Raw genomic sequence first — 18584 nt, 5'->3', positions numbered from 1 at the left:
AATTTTGATAAATGAACATTTTAAAAATACTGAAAAAAACCGTCATAGACAGTCAGCTTTATGTCTCCCTTATGGGAACTCTTTTTGCAGTATTTTTCATGAAAGAGCAAAACACATTCCGTTTCCCTACCTTTGCACTAATTTTCATTACTTATTTCAGTGGTTATCTGTATACTAAATACCAATACACCAAACACTTTTTCAAAATAGTGATCATGAATGCCATTGCAGGAATTGTCTGCGCTTTTTTAATCATTCATAATCATAATGAAATAAGACTTTTAAAATGGTTTATTATTGTTGTGCTGGGACTACTTTATAATAGCTTTTTTCTTGATGTTTATATCCGGAAAATCCCTTTACTGAAAGTTTTCTACGTAGGATTGGTGTGGGCATTGGTCAACTGCTGGCTTACCCTTCCTGAATTCAGTATACCTATTTTTCTGATCAGTTTTTTCTTTATTACGGCTCTAGTACTTCCCTTTGATATCCGGGATATGAATAGTGATACGGTAAAAACCTTTCCTATGCTGATAGGTATTGATAACACCAAATACATTGCCTACACCCTTGTTTTCATCAGTACTATCATTGGGATCTTCTATCTTGAATTTCAGTATGCCTTCGCATTTTTTATGGCAAGCATTATAACTTATATTCTCATCTATTTCTCTGATAATAAAAGAGATGATGCTTATTTCTCATTCGGAGTGGAAACTTGTTCCGCACTTCCTTTTTTATTTTTAGTAATAATGGAGTATTTTTGACGAATGATTATCAAGAAGCTTTCCCTCTACAATTTCAAAAACCACTCTGAGAAAAAATTTGAATTTTCCCCGCAAATCAACTGTTTTGTGGGAAATAACGGTATGGGAAAGACCAATATTCTGGATGCCCTGCATTATTTATCCGTAGGAAAAAGCTTTTTAGGAAATACTGACCTCAACAATATTAAACAAGAGGAAGACTTTTTTACCATTGATGCTGAAATTCAGAATGAAGACAATGAAGATATCATCAGAATCACTCAGCCTAAAGAAGCTAAAAAGGTCATCAAAAAGAATGATAAAAGCTATGACAGGCTTGCAGATCATATCGGATATTTGCCAAGTGTTATGATTTCTCCCTATGATTCCAATCTTATTTCGGATTCCGGGGAAAGCAGGCGTAAGTTTCTGGATGCTATGATTTCTCAAACGGATTCAGAATATCTTTTTGATCTTATTCATTATCAGAAAACCATCCAGCAGCGAAATGCCTTACTGAAATATTTTGCCAAAAACAGAACATGGGATAAAGATTCTCTGGAAATCTATGATGACCCGATCACCAGATTTGGAACAAAAATATTTAAGAAAAGAAAAGATTTTGTAGAACAGCTCAATCCTATTGTTCAGAATTTCTATCAGATTATTTCCGGTGGAAAAGAAACAGTATCTGTTATTTACGAATCACATCTGCTGGAGGATTCTTTTGAAAATCTTTTAAAGGAAAGTCTTGAAAAAGACCGTATGCTTACTTATACTTCGAAAGGAATTCATAAAGATGATCTTCTTTTTGAAATGGATCATGTATTAATCAAGAAAATCGGTTCTCAGGGACAGCAGAAATCTTTCCTGATCTCTTTAAAGCTGGCTCAGATGAGTCTTGTAAAAGAGCTCACCAAAAAGACTCCTATCCTGTTGCTTGATGATATCTTTGATAAGCTTGATGATACAAGGGTTTCACAATTGATTGAGCTGGTTAATAAAGAAAGTTTCGGACAGATTTTTATCACAGATACTCATAGAGAACGTACAGAAAATGTGGTAAAGAAAATCAATGAAGAGAGTATAATTTTTGAGGTTTAACCATCAAAAGGTTCTGAAACCAAAATTTATAATTAAAAATCATAAAATATTTAAATCTGATTCTCCAAATTATAGATTTTTTTATCTTAACTTATCATTCGAAACATATCCCGAGTCACGTAACTCAAAAAACCGAATCACGACTATGAAACCCGCACTACGACTATGAAGAAGAAAAAACGTGAATATCAATCCTCTGAGCTGGTAAAATCTTTTGCCAGAATTTATGGTTTTGAAGATAAACTTGTGGCTTTTGACATCAAAGACTTCCTTGAAGAATATCTTGATGAAAGTCTTTTCAAAGAAATCAGAAGTGTCAATATAGAAAATGAATGTATCGTAATCAAAATTGATTCTCCTTTATTGAAACATGATTTTAAGATGCGAAAGAGCTTCTATCTCAAGAAATTTCAGGATAAATTCGGAGCGGATAAATTTAAAGACCTTCAGATTTTATAATATTAAAACAGTTGAATGGTTAAAATAATTCACTAAAATTGAAATTATTTTGTTCCATGCAATATATTATGTATTTTAGTGAAGATTTAATATTAAATATTATTACCATGAAAAAATCAATTGCATCAAAAAAACTAACAAGAAAAACTTTAAGAACAATACAAGGAGGTGGTATCGGAGAAATCTGCTGTGCCGTAAGCTGTGCTAACGAGAACGAATGTGTTTACTGGACAACTTTACCTACAAAATGTCCGTTACTTCCTATTTGTCTTTAAAAGTAACTTATAACGATAGAAAAATGCTACCTGAGGGTAGCATTTTTTATTTTAAATACCATTTAAATACCATTAATCTTCTTCTGATTTATTGGAAATCGTACTGCTCATGAGATCATCTGCTTTTTTATCCAGTCCGGATTGTAATGGAAGGAAGAATTTCAGCGGATGTTTCGTAAAATATCTGAAAATCTCTTTATAGATTTCACTTACCTGGCCAAAGTTCATCTTTCTTGACCTGAATGCCAGGAACATTGACAAACTGAAACTTACCAGGAAGTTGAAGAAACCAATCAGAAATACTGTTACAAAAGACATCCAGAATGTATAAGAATCTACAGAAAAATCTTTTCCATACAGCCCTAAGGCAAAGTTACCGGCTGCGAAGGTAATGTGCCTGATATCCAGATCCAGCCCGAAGAACATTCCGACCGGAGCAGTTGCTCCAAGGAAAACCCCAAACCAGAAATTAGAAATGATTCCCGGCCAGTTTTTAGCATAATATTTCGAAAGTCCTTTTGCGAATTTTTTTCCGAAAAAGCTTCTGATGGAAAGGTTTTTGGCAATTCTTTCCGGAATCTGATAAAACACAGAGTTATTCCCGATATTCCCGGAAATGATCCCGGAAATAAAAAGGTAGAATCCGGCAATACTTGCGTGAAGAATAGCTTTTGATTTAAAAGGATCAAGATCTTTTAACAATTTATCAGAACGTTCTACAGCAAGATTTTGTGAGAAAAACACATCCAATCCGTAAATAATGGCAAGAGCCACCGGAAAAGCGAGCAACACATTCCCTACAAAGGCAATAAACTGACTTCTGAATAATTTGGAGACCAAATGGGCAAATTCCGTGTTGTTTCTTTGGGCATTGCCTTCTTCGGATAATACTTTTGTCATCGTGGCAGCTGTCATTGCAGGCTGTTTTGTAGCAAGGGTAAAGCCCATCAGATAAATCATCACAAATCCCATTGCATAATTCATGGAATACAAAAAGGCATGTGAAAAATCACTTCCGGGAATATATCCGTAAAGCATTTTCAAAACACAAAGTGCTCCTACAATAATCCCACCGCCACTCGCTTTGTAGAACATGGTCATATATTCCTTACGGGTAGAGGTAATATAATGAGTACCAGTTTCTGCAGTGTGATTGGTAATAAGGTGAGAAATCAGCCGCGTGCTGTCATTAATCAGGTCTGAGATATTATTTTTGTGAGACTTATAATTCAGAATATTAAAAATCAACTGTTTAGACTTTATCTGAACATCTTCATCTGTATCAATAACCAATAACTGAGCAATTTCATATATTCTTTCCGTCTGCTGACGAATTTTTAACAGGGATTGATTAATCTTTCCTGAAATACCATATTTGGCTGAATTTTTAAAAGCAATACTTACAAACTCCTGGCATTGCTCTGCATAGATTTTGATCTGCTTAAATCTGCTGTCTTTTGAATGCAGCTGTAATTCAGGGTCTTTTACCAGATCATCCGCTAATGTTTCCAGCTCATTCTGAAGAGCAAGAAACGGATTGTCTAAATTTCTGTATTGAGGTGCCATTCTTACTACTTCCACTTCCATCGCCATTCCTGTTACCCTCCAGGAAAGGATGTTCATTGAGAAAATAAGTTCCTTTTTAACGTTAGGGCGGATAATAAAATCCGAAGCTCCCAACATGTTTAAAAATTCATTGATCTCATTTTCAGGAAGATTATGCAGGTATTTCAAATCCTTTTTCGGTCTCATACTGACGTTATCGATCATGTACCACACCGTGTTTTCGTTTTCAACGGGTGGAAGAACCTTGTTCAGTATTCTTTTCTTAAGTTCCGGGAAAAAGGCATTTTCTGAAAGAATATTCGCTTCCGTCAGGGAAAGGTTGAAAGGTCTTTCTCTAAAAATATTATGGATATAATACTTAAAGTTGTCCGCAAAATTAGGATTGCTTCTGAAGAAATTGAGCACATCTGTGAAGTCCGCCTCTTTTACAGTCTCCAGAAACTCCGCAAAGGGTTCTAAAGAAAGAGTTTCGTTCTTAAAAGAAAAATATTTTTTAAGAACTGACTCAAAATTTGTGCTGGAATTAAAGAATTTCATTAGGACAAAGATACTATTTCAAACTCACATTCCTCATCTGTCTCATAATCCAATTATGTTTCTTTCTTAGATATGGAGATGGGTTTTTAGGATCATACTTCTTTGGATTAGGCAATACAGCAGCAATCCAGGCTGCATCTGAGGTACTTAAATCTTTGGATGATTTTCCAAAATAATATTGAGCAGCAGCCTCTACACCAAATACTCCCTGCCCCATTTCTATGGAATTCAGGTATCTCTCCAGGATAATATCCTTAGTCCATACTTTCTCGATGATGAAAGTATACACAGCTTCAAGCCCCTTTCTCACCCAGCTTCTGCCCTGCCATAGAAATACATTCTTTGCTGTTTGCTGGGAAATGGTGCTTCCTCCTCTTATTTTTTTGCCTTTCTCATTATATTTCATGGCTTTTTCGATGGCTGTATAATCGAAACCGTCATGATCAAAAAATTTCTGGTCTTCCGAGGCTATTACGGCCTTTTTCACATTACTTCCCATTTCATCATAGGAAATATAATCTCTATGCAGTTTTCCATATTCAAAAAGCCCTCCTATCTGGGTAAGTGTAATGGGCGGATTAAAGAATCTACCCCAGATAATGAAAACTACATTCAAAACAAGAATGATGAAGATAAGCTGTTTAATTTTTTTCCACATAACTTGATAAAAAGGAAAGACAAAAATAAGCAAATAGTACGAGTTACTGCAATTCTTTCATATAAGTAAGCTGATAATCCGGTAAAAGTTCCGGATGGAAGATCTTAATGTAATCTTTAAGGATCAAATCTGCTCTTACTACGCCGCTTTCGAAGAAATCATTGGCTTTCAGTTTTTCTTTTCCCGCAATGGTATACATTTTCCCTTTATTGAAAACATCCAGCTTCCCATAGAAAGGATTCATGCCCAGCATTTCTTTTTTCGAAGCATGACTTCCTGCATTTACCCAGTACTGAACCCCTCCTGCTTTGGCATAAACTTCCTCAAAGCTCATTGTCAATGCTTTTTCATCTTTATTATCCTTCATGATATAATTGGCGTTGGCATCCGAAATATAATGAGCCACGGAAGTATTTCCTCCCGGAAGATACCAAACATCTCCATACATTTCATTGGCAAGTACAACAGGTTTTTCTTTTGCTTTTGACGCAAGCTGTTTCAGATCGCTGTAACTTTTTTCAACTTCCTGATATTTAGCTTCTGCTTCTTTTTCTTTTCCTAAAAGTTCTCCGAAAATTTTGATATAAGCTGTTTTTTCCAAAGGTTTCTGTTCCATGTATTCATCCAGAAATATCACCTGAATACCATTATTCTTTAAAAGCTCATAAGTATTGTCAAAACTTGCAATATGATTGGTAAAAATAGCATCCGGTTTCATAGAGATAATTTTTTCCACATCATATTTCTGTTCGCTTCCTACATTCTGAATTTTTCCTTCTTTAATCAGATTCTGAATTTTTTCTGAATAAATATACTCCGGACTGGAAACTCCTATAATTAAATTTTCTGCTCCAAGCTCCGAAATATAGCCGGCCATACTTGCATTCAACAGGATTATTTTCTTGAAAGGTGTTTGATTTTGCTTAAAGTTATAAGTAAAATTCCCCGATTTCAGTTCCAGGATACCATCATGTTCCTTAAATTGGGTGCGGTTTGAGATATTTGTCCAGTCTGAGGACGAAATTTTTGATTCTCTTTTACAGGCAATTAGCGAGAAGACCGTGAATAAAAGTAAAATTTTCTGTTTCATGTTTCAAAGAACGGAAAAAAGTGGTATATTTGCAACCGTTAATCAAGAAGATAACAAAAGGCCTCGTGGCGCAACTGAATAGCGCATCTGATTACGGCTCAGAAGGTTACAGGTTTGAATCCTGTCGAGGTCACAAGACCGACATTTGAAGATTTTACTCTTCGATGTCGGTTTTTTATTTCCTAATCCGTTGTTATACTGGCAGATACATTGAGCAACAATATTCATTTTAGGTGTTTGAAAACTTTTTCCGTCAAATTCTACTTTTGGGGGAAAGCAACCTTTTCATTAAGTAAATTGATCTCTTTTGAAATTGACTTTCTCTTAAATTCTATATCGCAAGTGAACTGTTTATAGTTATCTAAAAATATTTCTTTCATAAGCTCTTTGATAATTGGATTGTATTCCAGTTTAAAAATTTCCGTTTTAAAGAGTTCGTTTAATTTGTCCGGATCAAATCTGAATCAGCATTTGTAATGACATCTATAATAGTAAATAGATTATACATAGCATTTCAGATAGATTTTCCAAAAAATGAAAAAAGTCTATATTTTGGAATTTTCTTCCTTGAAACACGCACATATAAATACTTGATATACAGTATTTTAAAAATTCAAGCATATCTGTTGATTATCGTTTAATATGTTAAATAATTATCAGCTATGAAAAATTTATTCTTTTTATTTATTCTTTTTTTAGGGATAAATGATCTTTACGCAACAGGGGAACCTTCCACTTATTTTCAGATCTACGTTCCTCCGAATAATGACGCAGTGCAGAGAAATGTCTGCCTGATTGTGACCGCCATCTACGATGATACTGAATTTAATATTATTGATGATGGTGCGGACGGAGATACGGATGATTCCAAGTCAGGGATCTTAAAAGCAGGACAGAGTTATGTTCTCTACATCAAGGACAACGGTATCAATGATGATGCCCGGTATGCTTCCGGTGGTGTTTTAAAATGGGACGGAGATTATTTTATCGTAAAATCCAATAAACTGGTATATGCCTCCCAAAGCACGAACAGTGACTGGCAGCATGACTGGATTCCGAGCGTGGATAAGAGTTCTATAGGACAGAAATTTATTGTATATGCTCCAATGATATCATCTTCTAACAGAGACATCAATGTATTTGCGTATCAAAATAATACGGTTATCGATTTTTATAAAATTTCTACCCAGCCCAAAACCAATACGGGATTTACCGATGTCAATGCAGAAAATGCAGTGAAGGTCTTTTCCAAAACGATAAACGTAGGCCAGGATTTAATTTATAACTCTGCGGAAGGAAGGGATGCAATGATATCCGGAGAAACCTATATGCTGATTGCTAACAAGCCCGTAACCATGCAGTATGGTGCCTTATTCGGAAATGAACGGGACGGTGGCGGCTATGTTCCTACCTCCAATGGAAGTTCTTCCGGAGAGCTGATGTATTTCACTGTTCCCTACCAGGCGGCGGGTGAGCAGGAAATCAGGATCGTCAGTTGGGACAACGCCAATACGGTAAATCTGGATCGTTATGTGAACGGGAATTGGGTCTCCGTGAAAACCTTCTCCCTTAACCGATTGGCCGCGGGAGACTGGGTGGGAAAATCCAATGGGAATGTTTCTTATCCCACCGTTTTCAGAATTAGCTGCTCAGCAGGGAAAAAAGTGTCTGTTTTTGAAGGAAACTGGTTTGAAACTGGTTCTCCCGGTACCTCCGATATGGCAACGATGGTCTCTTCCGAAAGCGGAACAACAGCAGGGAAAAACTTCCTAACGTATATTGCGCCTCCGGGAAATGAAATCAATGTCACCAACCCGCTGACGGGTTCAAAGTACAATGGTTCCTTTTCTCATCTGTATTTGTTCTCAAAGGCAGGCGCTACCGTAACTGTAAAAGATGCTTTAACAAATGGAACAAAATTCAGCAAAACATTTACCATTGCACCTGAAAAGTATGCCGACTGCTCTATAAGTCTAACTGAATGGAAAGCATTTTATAACGGGACAGGAACACCTTCCGGATCGGAAAGACCGTATTTAATCGTTCAAAGCAATAATGATATTGCCGTGATGAACAGCAATTTCAATGATAACTGGATGTGTTATACGGGAAGCTCACTGGGACATTCTTTCACCCAGACAAGCATTGTTAGTGATGACACACTGATCCCTGCCGAACAGGCGACCGTGATCTCTCAAATCAAAACCAGCGGAGAAGTAACCACACCCTCAGTTGAGGTTATCGTACAGGAAGGGCTGAAAGTGGTCGAATCCAAATTGATCAATCCCAATCAATCCCAAACACAGGGGACTGTTACAGAACTCAATGACAAAACAACGGTAACATACAATAATTTGCCGACCCTCCAACCCAATTCCACATATAAGGTTGAAACAAAAGTGGTGGCCACCGTGGGAGCCAATAATGGGGAATTGGTAGGGACTACCCTTAATACGACCGTAGAAACCGTTATTACCGGAAAGGTGAATGGAGAGACGCAGCAATCTACTATAGCCAATTCAGTCTCTGTACAGACCTCCAATACCTCCAAGCTTATATTTTCCCGGTTGGATAATCCATTATTTGATTATTTTACAACCAACTCCTGGACGATCAGCTGGGTAGACATCAATAATGACGGATACGACGATCTTTATGTGACAGATATGGGACTTACCGCACCTAATTTGATCTTTATGAATAATAAAACAGGAGGTTTTACCGCCGGACAGACTTTACCTGAGGATGGCGTATCGATGAGCAGTACATGGGCAGATGTGGACAATGATGGGGATGAAGACCTTCTGGTTCTTAATAATACAAGAAACCCTAATAAATTCTACAGAAATGATAACGGAACTTTGGTAGCAGACAATACCAAATCTTTCACCCAGGATGTTTCTTATTACCACGGCGGTGCCTTTGCGGATTATGATAATGATAACAAAGCGGATGTATTTATGTGTAATTATTTCCCAACAAAATACAACGAACTGCACCGAAATAACAACACGGGAAGTTTTGTAAAAGAAGCTACAGATGCTATTCCACTGGAAGCTAACTCTTCTCTTGGACCAACCTGGGCAGATTACGATCAGGATGGATTAATGGATCTGTTTGTGCCTAATGGTATTGGCAGTAAAAATTCTTTATTCCATAACGATGGGAACGGTACTTTTTCCAAGAAAAACAATATCATCAACCAGGAAGGGGGAAAATCCGTGGGAAGCTGCTGGGGAGATATTGATAATGACGGCGATTTAGATTTATTTGTTACCAATTCCAATACAACTACCAATTTCCTGTATAAAAATTTAGGAAACGGAAATTTTCAGAAAGTGACCAATTCTGTTGTTAATCAGGGAGGTAGTTCTCACGGATGCAGCTTTGCAGATATTGACAATGACGGAGATCTGGATCTATTTGTCACCAATGATAAGATCAGAAAGTTTCTTTATTTTAACGATGGAAACGGAAATTTTACCGAAAACAGAGATGAAGCTATTACCTACAACTTCGGGCTTTCTTTTGGTCATGCCTGGAGCGATTATGATCATGACGGAGATTTAGACCTGGCAGTGGCAACGCATTCCAATCAGAAAAATCATATTTTTGTCAACAACGGAAATACCAATAAATGGATTGAAATTAATTTAAAAGCCACTGAGAGCAACGGCTCTGCCATCGGAACAAAAATATTTGTTGAAACCGGAACCAAAACGCAGATGAGAGAGGTGAACAGCCAAAGTGGTTTTGGAGGACAAAGCAGTTATACGCAGCATTTTGGTTTAGGAAATGCCACAGCAATTAATAGCATCACGGTGAAATGGGCAAGCGGAATTATCCAGAAAATAAATAATGTTTCGGTCAATCAGATCCTAGAAATCATTGAACCTCAACAGCTAAAAGTAAAAGGGATCGTATATTTTGACAGCAACAATGACGGGGTAAAACAAGACACTGAGCCAACTGTCTCAAGAGCTGCCATAAAAGTGGTGCCCACAAACGCCAAAGTATATTCGAATGATGCAGGAACGTTCAGCTTTTATACCACTCAAAATAATGTAGAGTTACAGATCTTAGCAGAAAACGGACTGAATGCAGGGTCTAAACTATTTGACCTGACCAATTATCAGGCTTCACAGCAAATATACATTCCTGCAACGTCTGCCTGCAATAATACAGATTTGAAAATCAATATGGGAGGAACTGCCATCAGAAAAGGTTATACCAATAATCAATTTAAAATAGTTGTGAGCAACCAGTCTCGGAATGTTTCTGCTTCCAGCGTGCTGAATTTTGTAGTTCCTTCAACAGTAAGCATCTCGAGTCCTTCCTCTCCTATTACACAACAGGAAACATTTGTAGTAAATGCTAAAAATTATACAAGATATTCCTGGGCTTTGGGAGCGCTGAATCCTTTCAATAACAAGGTGATAAGCTTTATGACAGGTACAGGTGCATCAGTTTTGATTAATGATGAACTTGAATTCAAAGGTGAAATTGTAAATGCTTCCACAGACTGCAATCTGGAAGACAATACATTGATCCAAAAATACAATGTGTACGGCGCAATAGACCCCAACGATATTTTGGTTTATCCTAAAGGTTACGGCGAAGAAGGTTATATTCTGCCTGATCAAATGCTTACCTATACTATAAGATTTGAAAATGTAGGGAATTTTGCTGCCCAAAATGTATCGATTGTTGACACAATGCCGCAGGAACTCGATATGAATACCTTCAAAATAGTCTCTACAAGCCACGATAATATTTCGACGGAAATTGTTGGCAATAAGGTTACTTTCAAATGGGAAAACGTATTCCTGCCTCCTACTGAAAAAGATTCAAAAGCATCCCAAGGATATGTAACATTCTCTGTTCTTCCTAAAAAAGGCCTGGCTGAAGAAACAAAAATTATTAACAGCGCTGTTATTGCCTTTGATGATGAAAAAACAATGAGAACCAACACCGTAACCAATACAATCCAGTCCAAAGCAAGAGAAGAAGAACTTACGGTTGTCCAGCTGTATCCGAATCCGGTAAATGATGTCGCCTTTATAAGACTGGAACACCGAAAAGGATCAGAATATACAAGAAAACAGATCGTAAAGGCTGATGTTTTCGATCTTAATGGTGTCCGCGTTTTAGAAAAGAATTTCAGCCCGTCAGAAGAAGTGAGAATTGATCTTCCATTGGAAATTAAAGGCTATTATCTGCTGAAGGTTACCGACTCGGAAAATAAATCCTACACAAGGAAAATGCTGGTCAAATTTAAAAGATAATTCAGATTCTTTCGTTTTCCTAATCAAATCGGACCATAAAGGAACGGGAGTTGAAAATATAAACCATCGAAAAAGTTAGGCCAAAATAGTTTAACCCTTCAATACCAAACCATTCGAAATTTCGGATGGTTTTTTTACCTCTCAGGTAGATCATCACCGGTAGGAAGATTAAATTTATCCGGGTAGTAATTTTCCTAATAGATTTACAGTGCCAATCAAAATATTTCAATAATTAAGTTCCTTCCTGCAAACACAGCCTTTCCTTTTTAATCGCCTGCATTTTTGACAGACAGAATAAAGCAAATTATACGGAAAAATATATTTATTTCTTGAAAAGAGTACTGATTCATAAAAGATCTTGCGCTACTGTGATTTAATGAATTACACATCGGAAGGTCATAAAATTCAAAAACATTCTAAAATAAACCATTATTGATATTTAATAAAATAAAAAATGTCATTATATGAAGAAAAACTATTATTTTTAAGAGTATATTTTTAACACACCACAATGACCAAAATATTCTTAGTTGATGATGATGTTTTTACAGCCCCGATAAGGAGTCTGAAGTCTTACTTGATCAGCAAAAAACACTCAAGGAATACACAACAGAAATTATTCTTCATTTTCTAATCAAAAATAACAATGATGTCATCAAGACTGCAAAGATTCTTAATATAGGCAAATTAACGATCTATAACCTGATGAACAATGCTGAAACCAAAAAATTAAAAAACTAAAAAAAAAACAAATAATAACTATGAAAGTCGCCAAATTACTTTTTTCAGACGGAGAATGGATTACTGAAAGGAATGATGAAAACCTTGACTATCATAAGGCTCAGTTGATCCTTGGATATGGTGCCAGGGCCATTATTGAGAAGAGTGATTTCTTTTTGCTTTTAAAGAAGAAATTCCCCAATGCCGATATTGCGCTGTCCTCTTCTTCCGGAGAAATATTTTCCAATGAAGTACATGATAACACGATTGCATTGACCGCTATTGGTTTTTCAAGATCACAGATCAAAAGTACACAGATCGATATTGAAGATTTCCAAAACAGTTTTGACGCAGGCTGCGCATTGATGCAAAACCTTGACAAAGAAGATCTGAAATGGGTCTTTGTACTGTCCGACGGAAGCAAGGTCAATGGAAGTCAGCTCGTAGAAGGCATCAACAAGATACGTCCACCCCATGTATTGGTGTCAGGTGGATTGGCAGGAGACGGAGATCGTTTTGAAAAAACATCCGTAGGTCTCAACCAGACACCAAAGCCCAATAAAATAGTGGCAATTGGCTTTTACGGTGATCATCTGGAATTATCCCACTCTTCCTGTGGAGGCTGGGAAAGTTTTGGATTGGAAAGAACCGTTACCCAATCATATAATAATATTCTGTATGAGATAGACCATAAAAATGCACTGGACCTTTACAAAAAATATCTTGGAAAATATGCCGAAGAACTGCCTGGCTCTGCCCTGCTCTTCCCTTTGTCTATAAGGTCTTCAGAAGATGACACTCACGTGGTAAGAACAATCCTGTCCATCAATGAAAAAAACAATATGATGATTTTCGCCGGTGATCTACCTGAAGGAGGCAAAGTAAGATTTATGAAGGCTAATATGGACAGATTAACCGATGCTGCCAGTGCCGCCGCAAAAGAATGTCTTGAAATAAATCGTAATCACAGCCCCAAAATGGCTGTCATCATCAGTTGTGTGGGAAGGAAACTGGTTCTGGGCGAACGCATCAGCGAGGAGGTGGAAATAGTGAGAGACATCTTTGGTCCGCAGACAATGATCTCAGGTTTTTATTCCTATGGAGAAATTTCTCCATTGAAGCCGTTTGATGACTGTGTACTTCACAACCAGACCATTACCATTACTACATTAAATGAAACAGAATAATTATGGAACCCGAGTTTCACAATCTGCTCAACAGACAGATCAACAAACATCTTACAGAAGAGTGTAAGTCTCATCCGCAATTCAAAAATTTCATTCGCGCAGTCAATCAGTCTTATAAATCTTTTGAAAGGGATAAAGAACTGATGAATCATGCATTCAAACAAAGCGAGGAGGAATACCTGGATCTCTACCAGGATCTTAAAAATGAGAACGAGCTCAAACAGAAATCGATCTCCAGCCTTTATGAGTTTATAAAAATTCTTGATCCCTCCGTTGAAAATCAGGATTCTGAAGATCTTACTGAATTGTCATCTTACGTTAAAGAGTTATTGAAAAAAAGAATTTTCCTACAGGAACAGCTTAATAAGCAGCTTGATTTCCAGCATCTTCTCATGGATATTTCTTCAGAATATATTAATATCCCGATCGAAAAAGTGTCGGAAAGCATTCAGAAGTCCCTCCAGGAAATGTCTGAATTTGTAAAGGCAGACAGGGCATATATTTTCAAATACGACTTTTCAAAAGGTACCTGCTCAAATATTTTTGAATACTGTAATGAAGGGGTAAGTCCGCAAATAGAAAATCTCCAGGATATGCCTTTGGAAATGATCAGTGAATGGGTGGAAATTAATAAAAAAGGAGAAACCATCTACTATCCCAATGTTCAGGAATTGCCGGAAAGCGATCTTAAGGGCATTTTACTGGAGCAGGATATCAAAAGCCTGCTGGTCATTCCTGCAATGCTGCAAAATGAATGTCTGGGCTTTGTAGGTTTTGATTTCGTTAAGAATCATCACCAGGTATCCGATACCGAAAAGAATCTTCTTACCATCTTCACACAGGTTCTTGTGAACGTGAGAGAACGTATTTTTCTTGAAAGGGATCTATCGAAAACTGTGCAGATCTTGAAGAAACTACTGGCTAATCTACAGTTCGGAATATTAATGGAAGATGAAAAAAGAAAAATCGTTTTCACCAATAATCTGTTCTGCAGGATGTTCAATATCCCGGTTTCTTCAGATGATATGATTGGCGCAGACTGCACTAACTCTGCGGAGCAGTCTAAAGCTCTCTTTAAAAACGAAGCATACTTTGTGCAGAGAATTAATGAAATCCTTAAGAAGAGAGAGCTGGTTACCAATGAACTTTTGGAAACAAAAGACGGCAGGTTTCTCGAAAGAGATTATATCCCCATCTTTATTAATGACCATTACAAAGGGCATCTCTGGAAATATAATGATATAACAGAACGTGTCATCACCCAAAATCTTCTGAAACAAAGTGAGGAACGCCACAGAATGATCATGGATTCCGCCATGAATGCTATTATTATCACCGACCAGAAAGGCAAGATTACATTCTGGAACAGAAGTGCAGCATCAACTTTCGGATGGACCGAAAAAGAGATGGAAGGTCAGCAGATCAATGACAAGATTATTCCCAAAACGGAAAACATACCTTTCAGATCTATGCTCAACAAACAACTGGAGCGCAATGTGATTAAAGCTAACGGAGAACAACTAACAGTGGAAATGTCAGTTATTGAAGTGGTGCAGAATAGTGACAAACATTATTGTTATTTTCTAAAAGACATTTCCGAAAGAAAAAAAGCGGAGGATCATTTGAAAAGACAGGAGGAAAAATACCGGAATATTATTGCCAATATGAATCTGGGGCTGCTGGAAGTAGACAACAACGAGACCATTCGTTATGCCAATCAGAGCTTTTGCAATGTATCCGGCTACGATGCAGATGAGTTAATCGGCAAAAATCCTATGCTTTTATTTTTACATGGTGACCATAATTTTGAGTTTGTCAAAGAGCAAATCCAATTGCGCAAAAAAGGGGTTTCAAGTGTGTATCAGATGCCTGTAAAAAACAAGCGAGGTGAAATCAGATGGTGGGCGATCAGCGGCGCACCTAATTATGATGACAACGGCAATCAGCTCGGGTCTATAGGAATCCATCTCGATATCACAGACCAGAAAAAACTGGAAGAAGACCTGATGCAGGAAAAGGCCAATGCGCTTGAAGCTTCAAAGGCAAAAGAAGTTTTTCTGGCCAATATGAGCCACGAGATCAGAACACCCCTGAATGCCATCATCGGTTTTTTACGGGAGCTGAAAAGACTTGAACTTACCAACACTCAGAGGCAGTTTGTAGACAACAGCTATAATGCCTCGGAGCATCTTCTTTCCATTATCAACAATATTCTGGACATTTCCAAAATAGAATCCGGTGAGATGACCCTGGACAACCATAGCTTCTCTCTTGCAGAAAGTATTAAGAAAGTGATCACAATCTTAAGCCCGAAAGCTAAGCAGAAAAAGATAAAACTGGAGACTCAATTCCCGGAAAATCTTTCTTCTGAACTGAAGGGAGACTCTTTGAAGATCGAGCAGATCTTATTCAATATAGTTGGTAATTCGCTGAAGTTTACGAATAAAGGAAAAATAACCATAACGTGTAAAGTGCTCAAAGATTTTAAAAATTATCAGCACGTTTCTATCTGTATTACCGACACAGGGATCGGAATGACTGAAGATTATATAAAGCATATTTTTAAAAAATTCAATCAGGAAGACAGCTCGGTCTCAAGAAAATACGGAGGTACCGGGCTTGGTATGGCAATTACAAAGCAGCTGATTGGCCTTATGAAGGGAGAAATACAGATCAAAAGCGAAAAAAATGTAGGAACAGAGATCACGATACTCTTAAATCTCGATAAAGGTAAAGAAAATTGCCCTTCAAAAAATATCAAACAGGCAGAGGATATTTCTGTAAAAGAAACCAGCGTTCTTCTGGTGGAAGACAATGAGCTTAATCAGCTGGTTGCAGAACGATCGCTTACCTACTTCGGATGCCGGGTTACCAAGGCAGACAACGGAAGGATGGCATTAGAAATCCTTTCGAAGCAGGAATTTGATATTATACTGATGGATATTCAGATGCCGGAGCTGGATGGAATAGAGACCACCAAGATCCTGAGGAATGAACTGGGATGTACAACCCCTATCATTGCCCTCACCGCAAATGCTTTTAAAACTGAAATTGACAACTGCATTTCAGCAGGAATGAACGCCTATGTCACCAAACCTTTCAATGAAGAAGATCTTCTCGAGATAATCTACCAATATACAAGAAGCGAAAAAACAACCAACATTAATTCATCCGATATGAGCGAAATAGTATATGATCTTAAAAATATTCAGGCACTAAGCCGCGGAGACAATGATTTCGTAAAAAAAATGATTTCCATATTCATCACGCAGACCGAAGAAACAATGCCGTTGATTGAAAACGCATTCATTAACAAAGATAATGCAGAGATTGCAAGGCTCGTCCACAAAATCAAGCCGGGCATACAAGGTGTCGGAATCTATTCTTTAGACGAAAGCGTTAAAAAGCTTGAGATCGATGCGAAGGAAATGACAGAAGAGCTGCCTGTCCTTTATCATCATTTTATGGAAATAAGGAAAACTTTGGAAACTGCTGTTCAGCAATTGAAACTCGAACTGGACTGAGGAATTTGTAAAATACGGAATTAATCTATGAATCTGGCTTTTTTATTTAAAATATTTATTTTCAGTATTTTAAATAAAAAATACTAATAAAGATATTGAGGTGACAAGTCCGGCAATATCGAAATTTCAAGATTGGAAACAACGCCTGCGGTTGGAAAAACGGTTCTGAATTAAAGAATGACATCAAAACAAAACTGAAAAAATGACTCGTAAATTCAATTGTGGATGTAAAAGTTCTCAATAAAAAGATCGCTGTAATGTGAAAAGTGAAAAATCCTATCTTGATTCTGGTGGACAAAGACCAGAATACTTTGCTGAAAATAGTTTCAAAAACAGGAGGATTTGAGATGTATGCCAATCTTAAACTGTTTAAAATTCTTAGCCAGGAGTATTGTATATCATATTTCTTGCAGCAAATGCTAATGATAGGTTACCCAGTCTCAATTTCTTTTACGAACCGAAGTTTTAAACTTAAACTGCAATCTTTCTGTTTACGTTTGATATAAATGTTTTTAATTCTTATCCGATAACGATTTGTTTTAGTTTTTCAAGCAATTCATTGTTTAATAATTTGTCAAAACCCGGAATATCAATTTTTTGTAAAATAAAATTCGGCACTTTTGGAATATATTGATCAGAATTTATATGATTAATAGTGATAAAAGCAAAATCATAGTATAGCAAATAAACATGTTTAAATCTCTTCTCTTTTATATAATACCAAACACAGAAATAGGTAAAATGTTTTTTCCTTCAAAATAATGATAAGATCAAGAAGAGGCCTATGAAAGTCAACAAAACTAAAGCAGCTGCCAACTCAGAATGGGAAACCAATGAAGCGAACAAAAGGATTAGAGAATCTCTACAAAAATATGCTTGCTATTAATTGTCTCGTTCGCTAACCAAAAATATTAAAATGCTCTCACTTGTTTACATGTTCAAAACATTGGCAAGAAGTTAGTATTTAATTAATATGTGCTACTTTGGTCGCCTCTATTAGTAATTTTTCACAGATATGAAGCTCGATAATCCTATTTTTTATTAATAATCAAATAAAATCATTAATAAATACAGAAATATTGCATAATAAAATCAGTTTCATTAAATCTACTGTAATACAAACCACAAATCGAGGTGAAACATCATAATATAGTATGTTTGTAGAGGAATGTCAGTTTTTTTAAAAACAGTTGTCAATTGTGTTTAATTACAATGCTTAGCAAATCGTTTCTGGAAATATTGATATTCATAAAAACAAAAAACAGTTTAAATACTAAATCTTTTACTTAGAAGTTGTTTAAACTTATTTGGAAAAAAAGATCCGAGAAAATTAGCAATGACACTATCCCACAAAGTGTGTAAGTTAAAAAGTCAGGGCTTGGATTTTATAATCTGAGCCTTTCTTCAAAAATAAGCATAAATTGGTTGAGAAC

Annotated in this window: 10 protein-coding genes and 1 tRNA gene; 8 read left to right on the top strand and 3 right to left on the bottom strand. The window is 36.6% G+C overall.

Features of this window, described 5'->3' with window-relative positions; translation table 11 throughout:
• The first annotated feature begins 11 nt into the window (after positions 1-11).
• The 4 genes from BW946_RS16600 to BW946_RS21470 all read left to right on the top strand — a co-directional run bounded on the left by BW946_RS16600 (position 12) and on the right by BW946_RS21470 (position 2584).
• On the top strand, positions 12-767 hold the full coding sequence (locus tag BW946_RS16600; protein WP_076597228.1) for a UbiA prenyltransferase family protein: 756 nt from the start codon (positions 12-14) through the stop codon (positions 765-767).
• A 3-nt stretch (positions 768-770) separates the two neighbouring features.
• A complete protein-coding gene (recF, locus tag BW946_RS16595) occupies positions 771-1850 on the top strand; it encodes a DNA replication/repair protein RecF (RefSeq protein ID WP_076597227.1) in 1080 nt (359 codons plus the stop codon).
• 165 nt (positions 1851-2015) lie between these two features.
• Complete coding sequence (locus BW946_RS16590; RefSeq protein ID WP_076597226.1) at positions 2016-2309, top strand: hypothetical protein; 294 nt, start codon at positions 2016-2018, stop codon at positions 2307-2309.
• 107 nt (positions 2310-2416) lie between these two features.
• On the top strand, positions 2417-2584 hold the full coding sequence (locus BW946_RS21470) for a hypothetical protein (RefSeq protein ID WP_170872094.1): 168 nt from the start codon (positions 2417-2419) through the stop codon (positions 2582-2584).
• A 72-nt stretch (positions 2585-2656) separates the two neighbouring features.
• On the opposite strand, the gene BW946_RS16580 is transcribed toward BW946_RS21470, so the two are convergent.
• Genes BW946_RS16580 through BW946_RS16570 form a run of 3 tightly spaced genes read right to left on the bottom strand, consistent with a single transcriptional unit; the run spans position 2657 to position 6435 of the window.
• Positions 2657-4687 (bottom strand): recombinase, encoded by a 2031-nt coding sequence (locus BW946_RS16580; RefSeq protein ID WP_076597224.1) that lies wholly within the window; start codon positions 4685-4687, stop codon positions 2657-2659.
• A 13-nt stretch (positions 4688-4700) separates the two neighbouring features.
• Positions 4701-5345, bottom strand: a complete 645-nt coding sequence (gene mtgA / locus BW946_RS16575) for a monofunctional biosynthetic peptidoglycan transglycosylase (protein WP_034699571.1) — start codon at positions 5343-5345, stop codon at positions 4701-4703.
• Between the two features lie 43 nt (positions 5346-5388).
• Positions 5389-6435 carry an ABC transporter substrate-binding protein gene (locus tag BW946_RS16570; protein WP_076597223.1) on the bottom strand — a complete coding sequence of 349 codons (1047 nt, stop codon included), beginning with the start codon at positions 6433-6435 and terminating at the stop codon, positions 5389-5391.
• Positions 6436-6494: 59 nt separating this feature from the next.
• On the opposite strand from BW946_RS16570, the gene BW946_RS16565 reads away from it, so the two are divergent.
• The 4 genes from BW946_RS16565 (at position 6495) to BW946_RS16550 (ending at position 17151) form a co-directional block, all read left to right on the top strand.
• Positions 6495-6568 (top strand) — tRNA-Arg (locus BW946_RS16565).
• 529 nt (positions 6569-7097) lie between these two features.
• A complete protein-coding gene (locus BW946_RS16560; protein WP_076597222.1) occupies positions 7098-11720 on the top strand; it encodes an FG-GAP-like repeat-containing protein in 4623 nt (1540 codons plus the stop codon).
• A 761-nt stretch (positions 11721-12481) separates the two neighbouring features.
• Positions 12482-13627, top strand: coding sequence for an FIST signal transduction protein (locus tag BW946_RS16555; RefSeq protein ID WP_076597221.1), 1146 nt, complete (start codon positions 12482-12484; stop codon positions 13625-13627).
• Between the two features lie 2 nt (positions 13628-13629).
• Positions 13630-17151 (top strand): PAS domain S-box protein, encoded by a 3522-nt coding sequence (locus BW946_RS16550; RefSeq protein ID WP_076597220.1) that lies wholly within the window; start codon positions 13630-13632, stop codon positions 17149-17151.
• Positions 17152-18584 lie beyond the last annotated feature (1433 nt).

The sequence above is a fragment of the Chryseobacterium sp. RU33C genome, from assembly GCF_900156015.1.
In the GTDB taxonomy this organism is placed as follows: Bacteria; Bacteroidota; Bacteroidia; order Flavobacteriales; family Weeksellaceae; genus Chryseobacterium; species Chryseobacterium candidae.
This window is presented reverse-complemented; position numbering and strand designations above follow the sequence as displayed.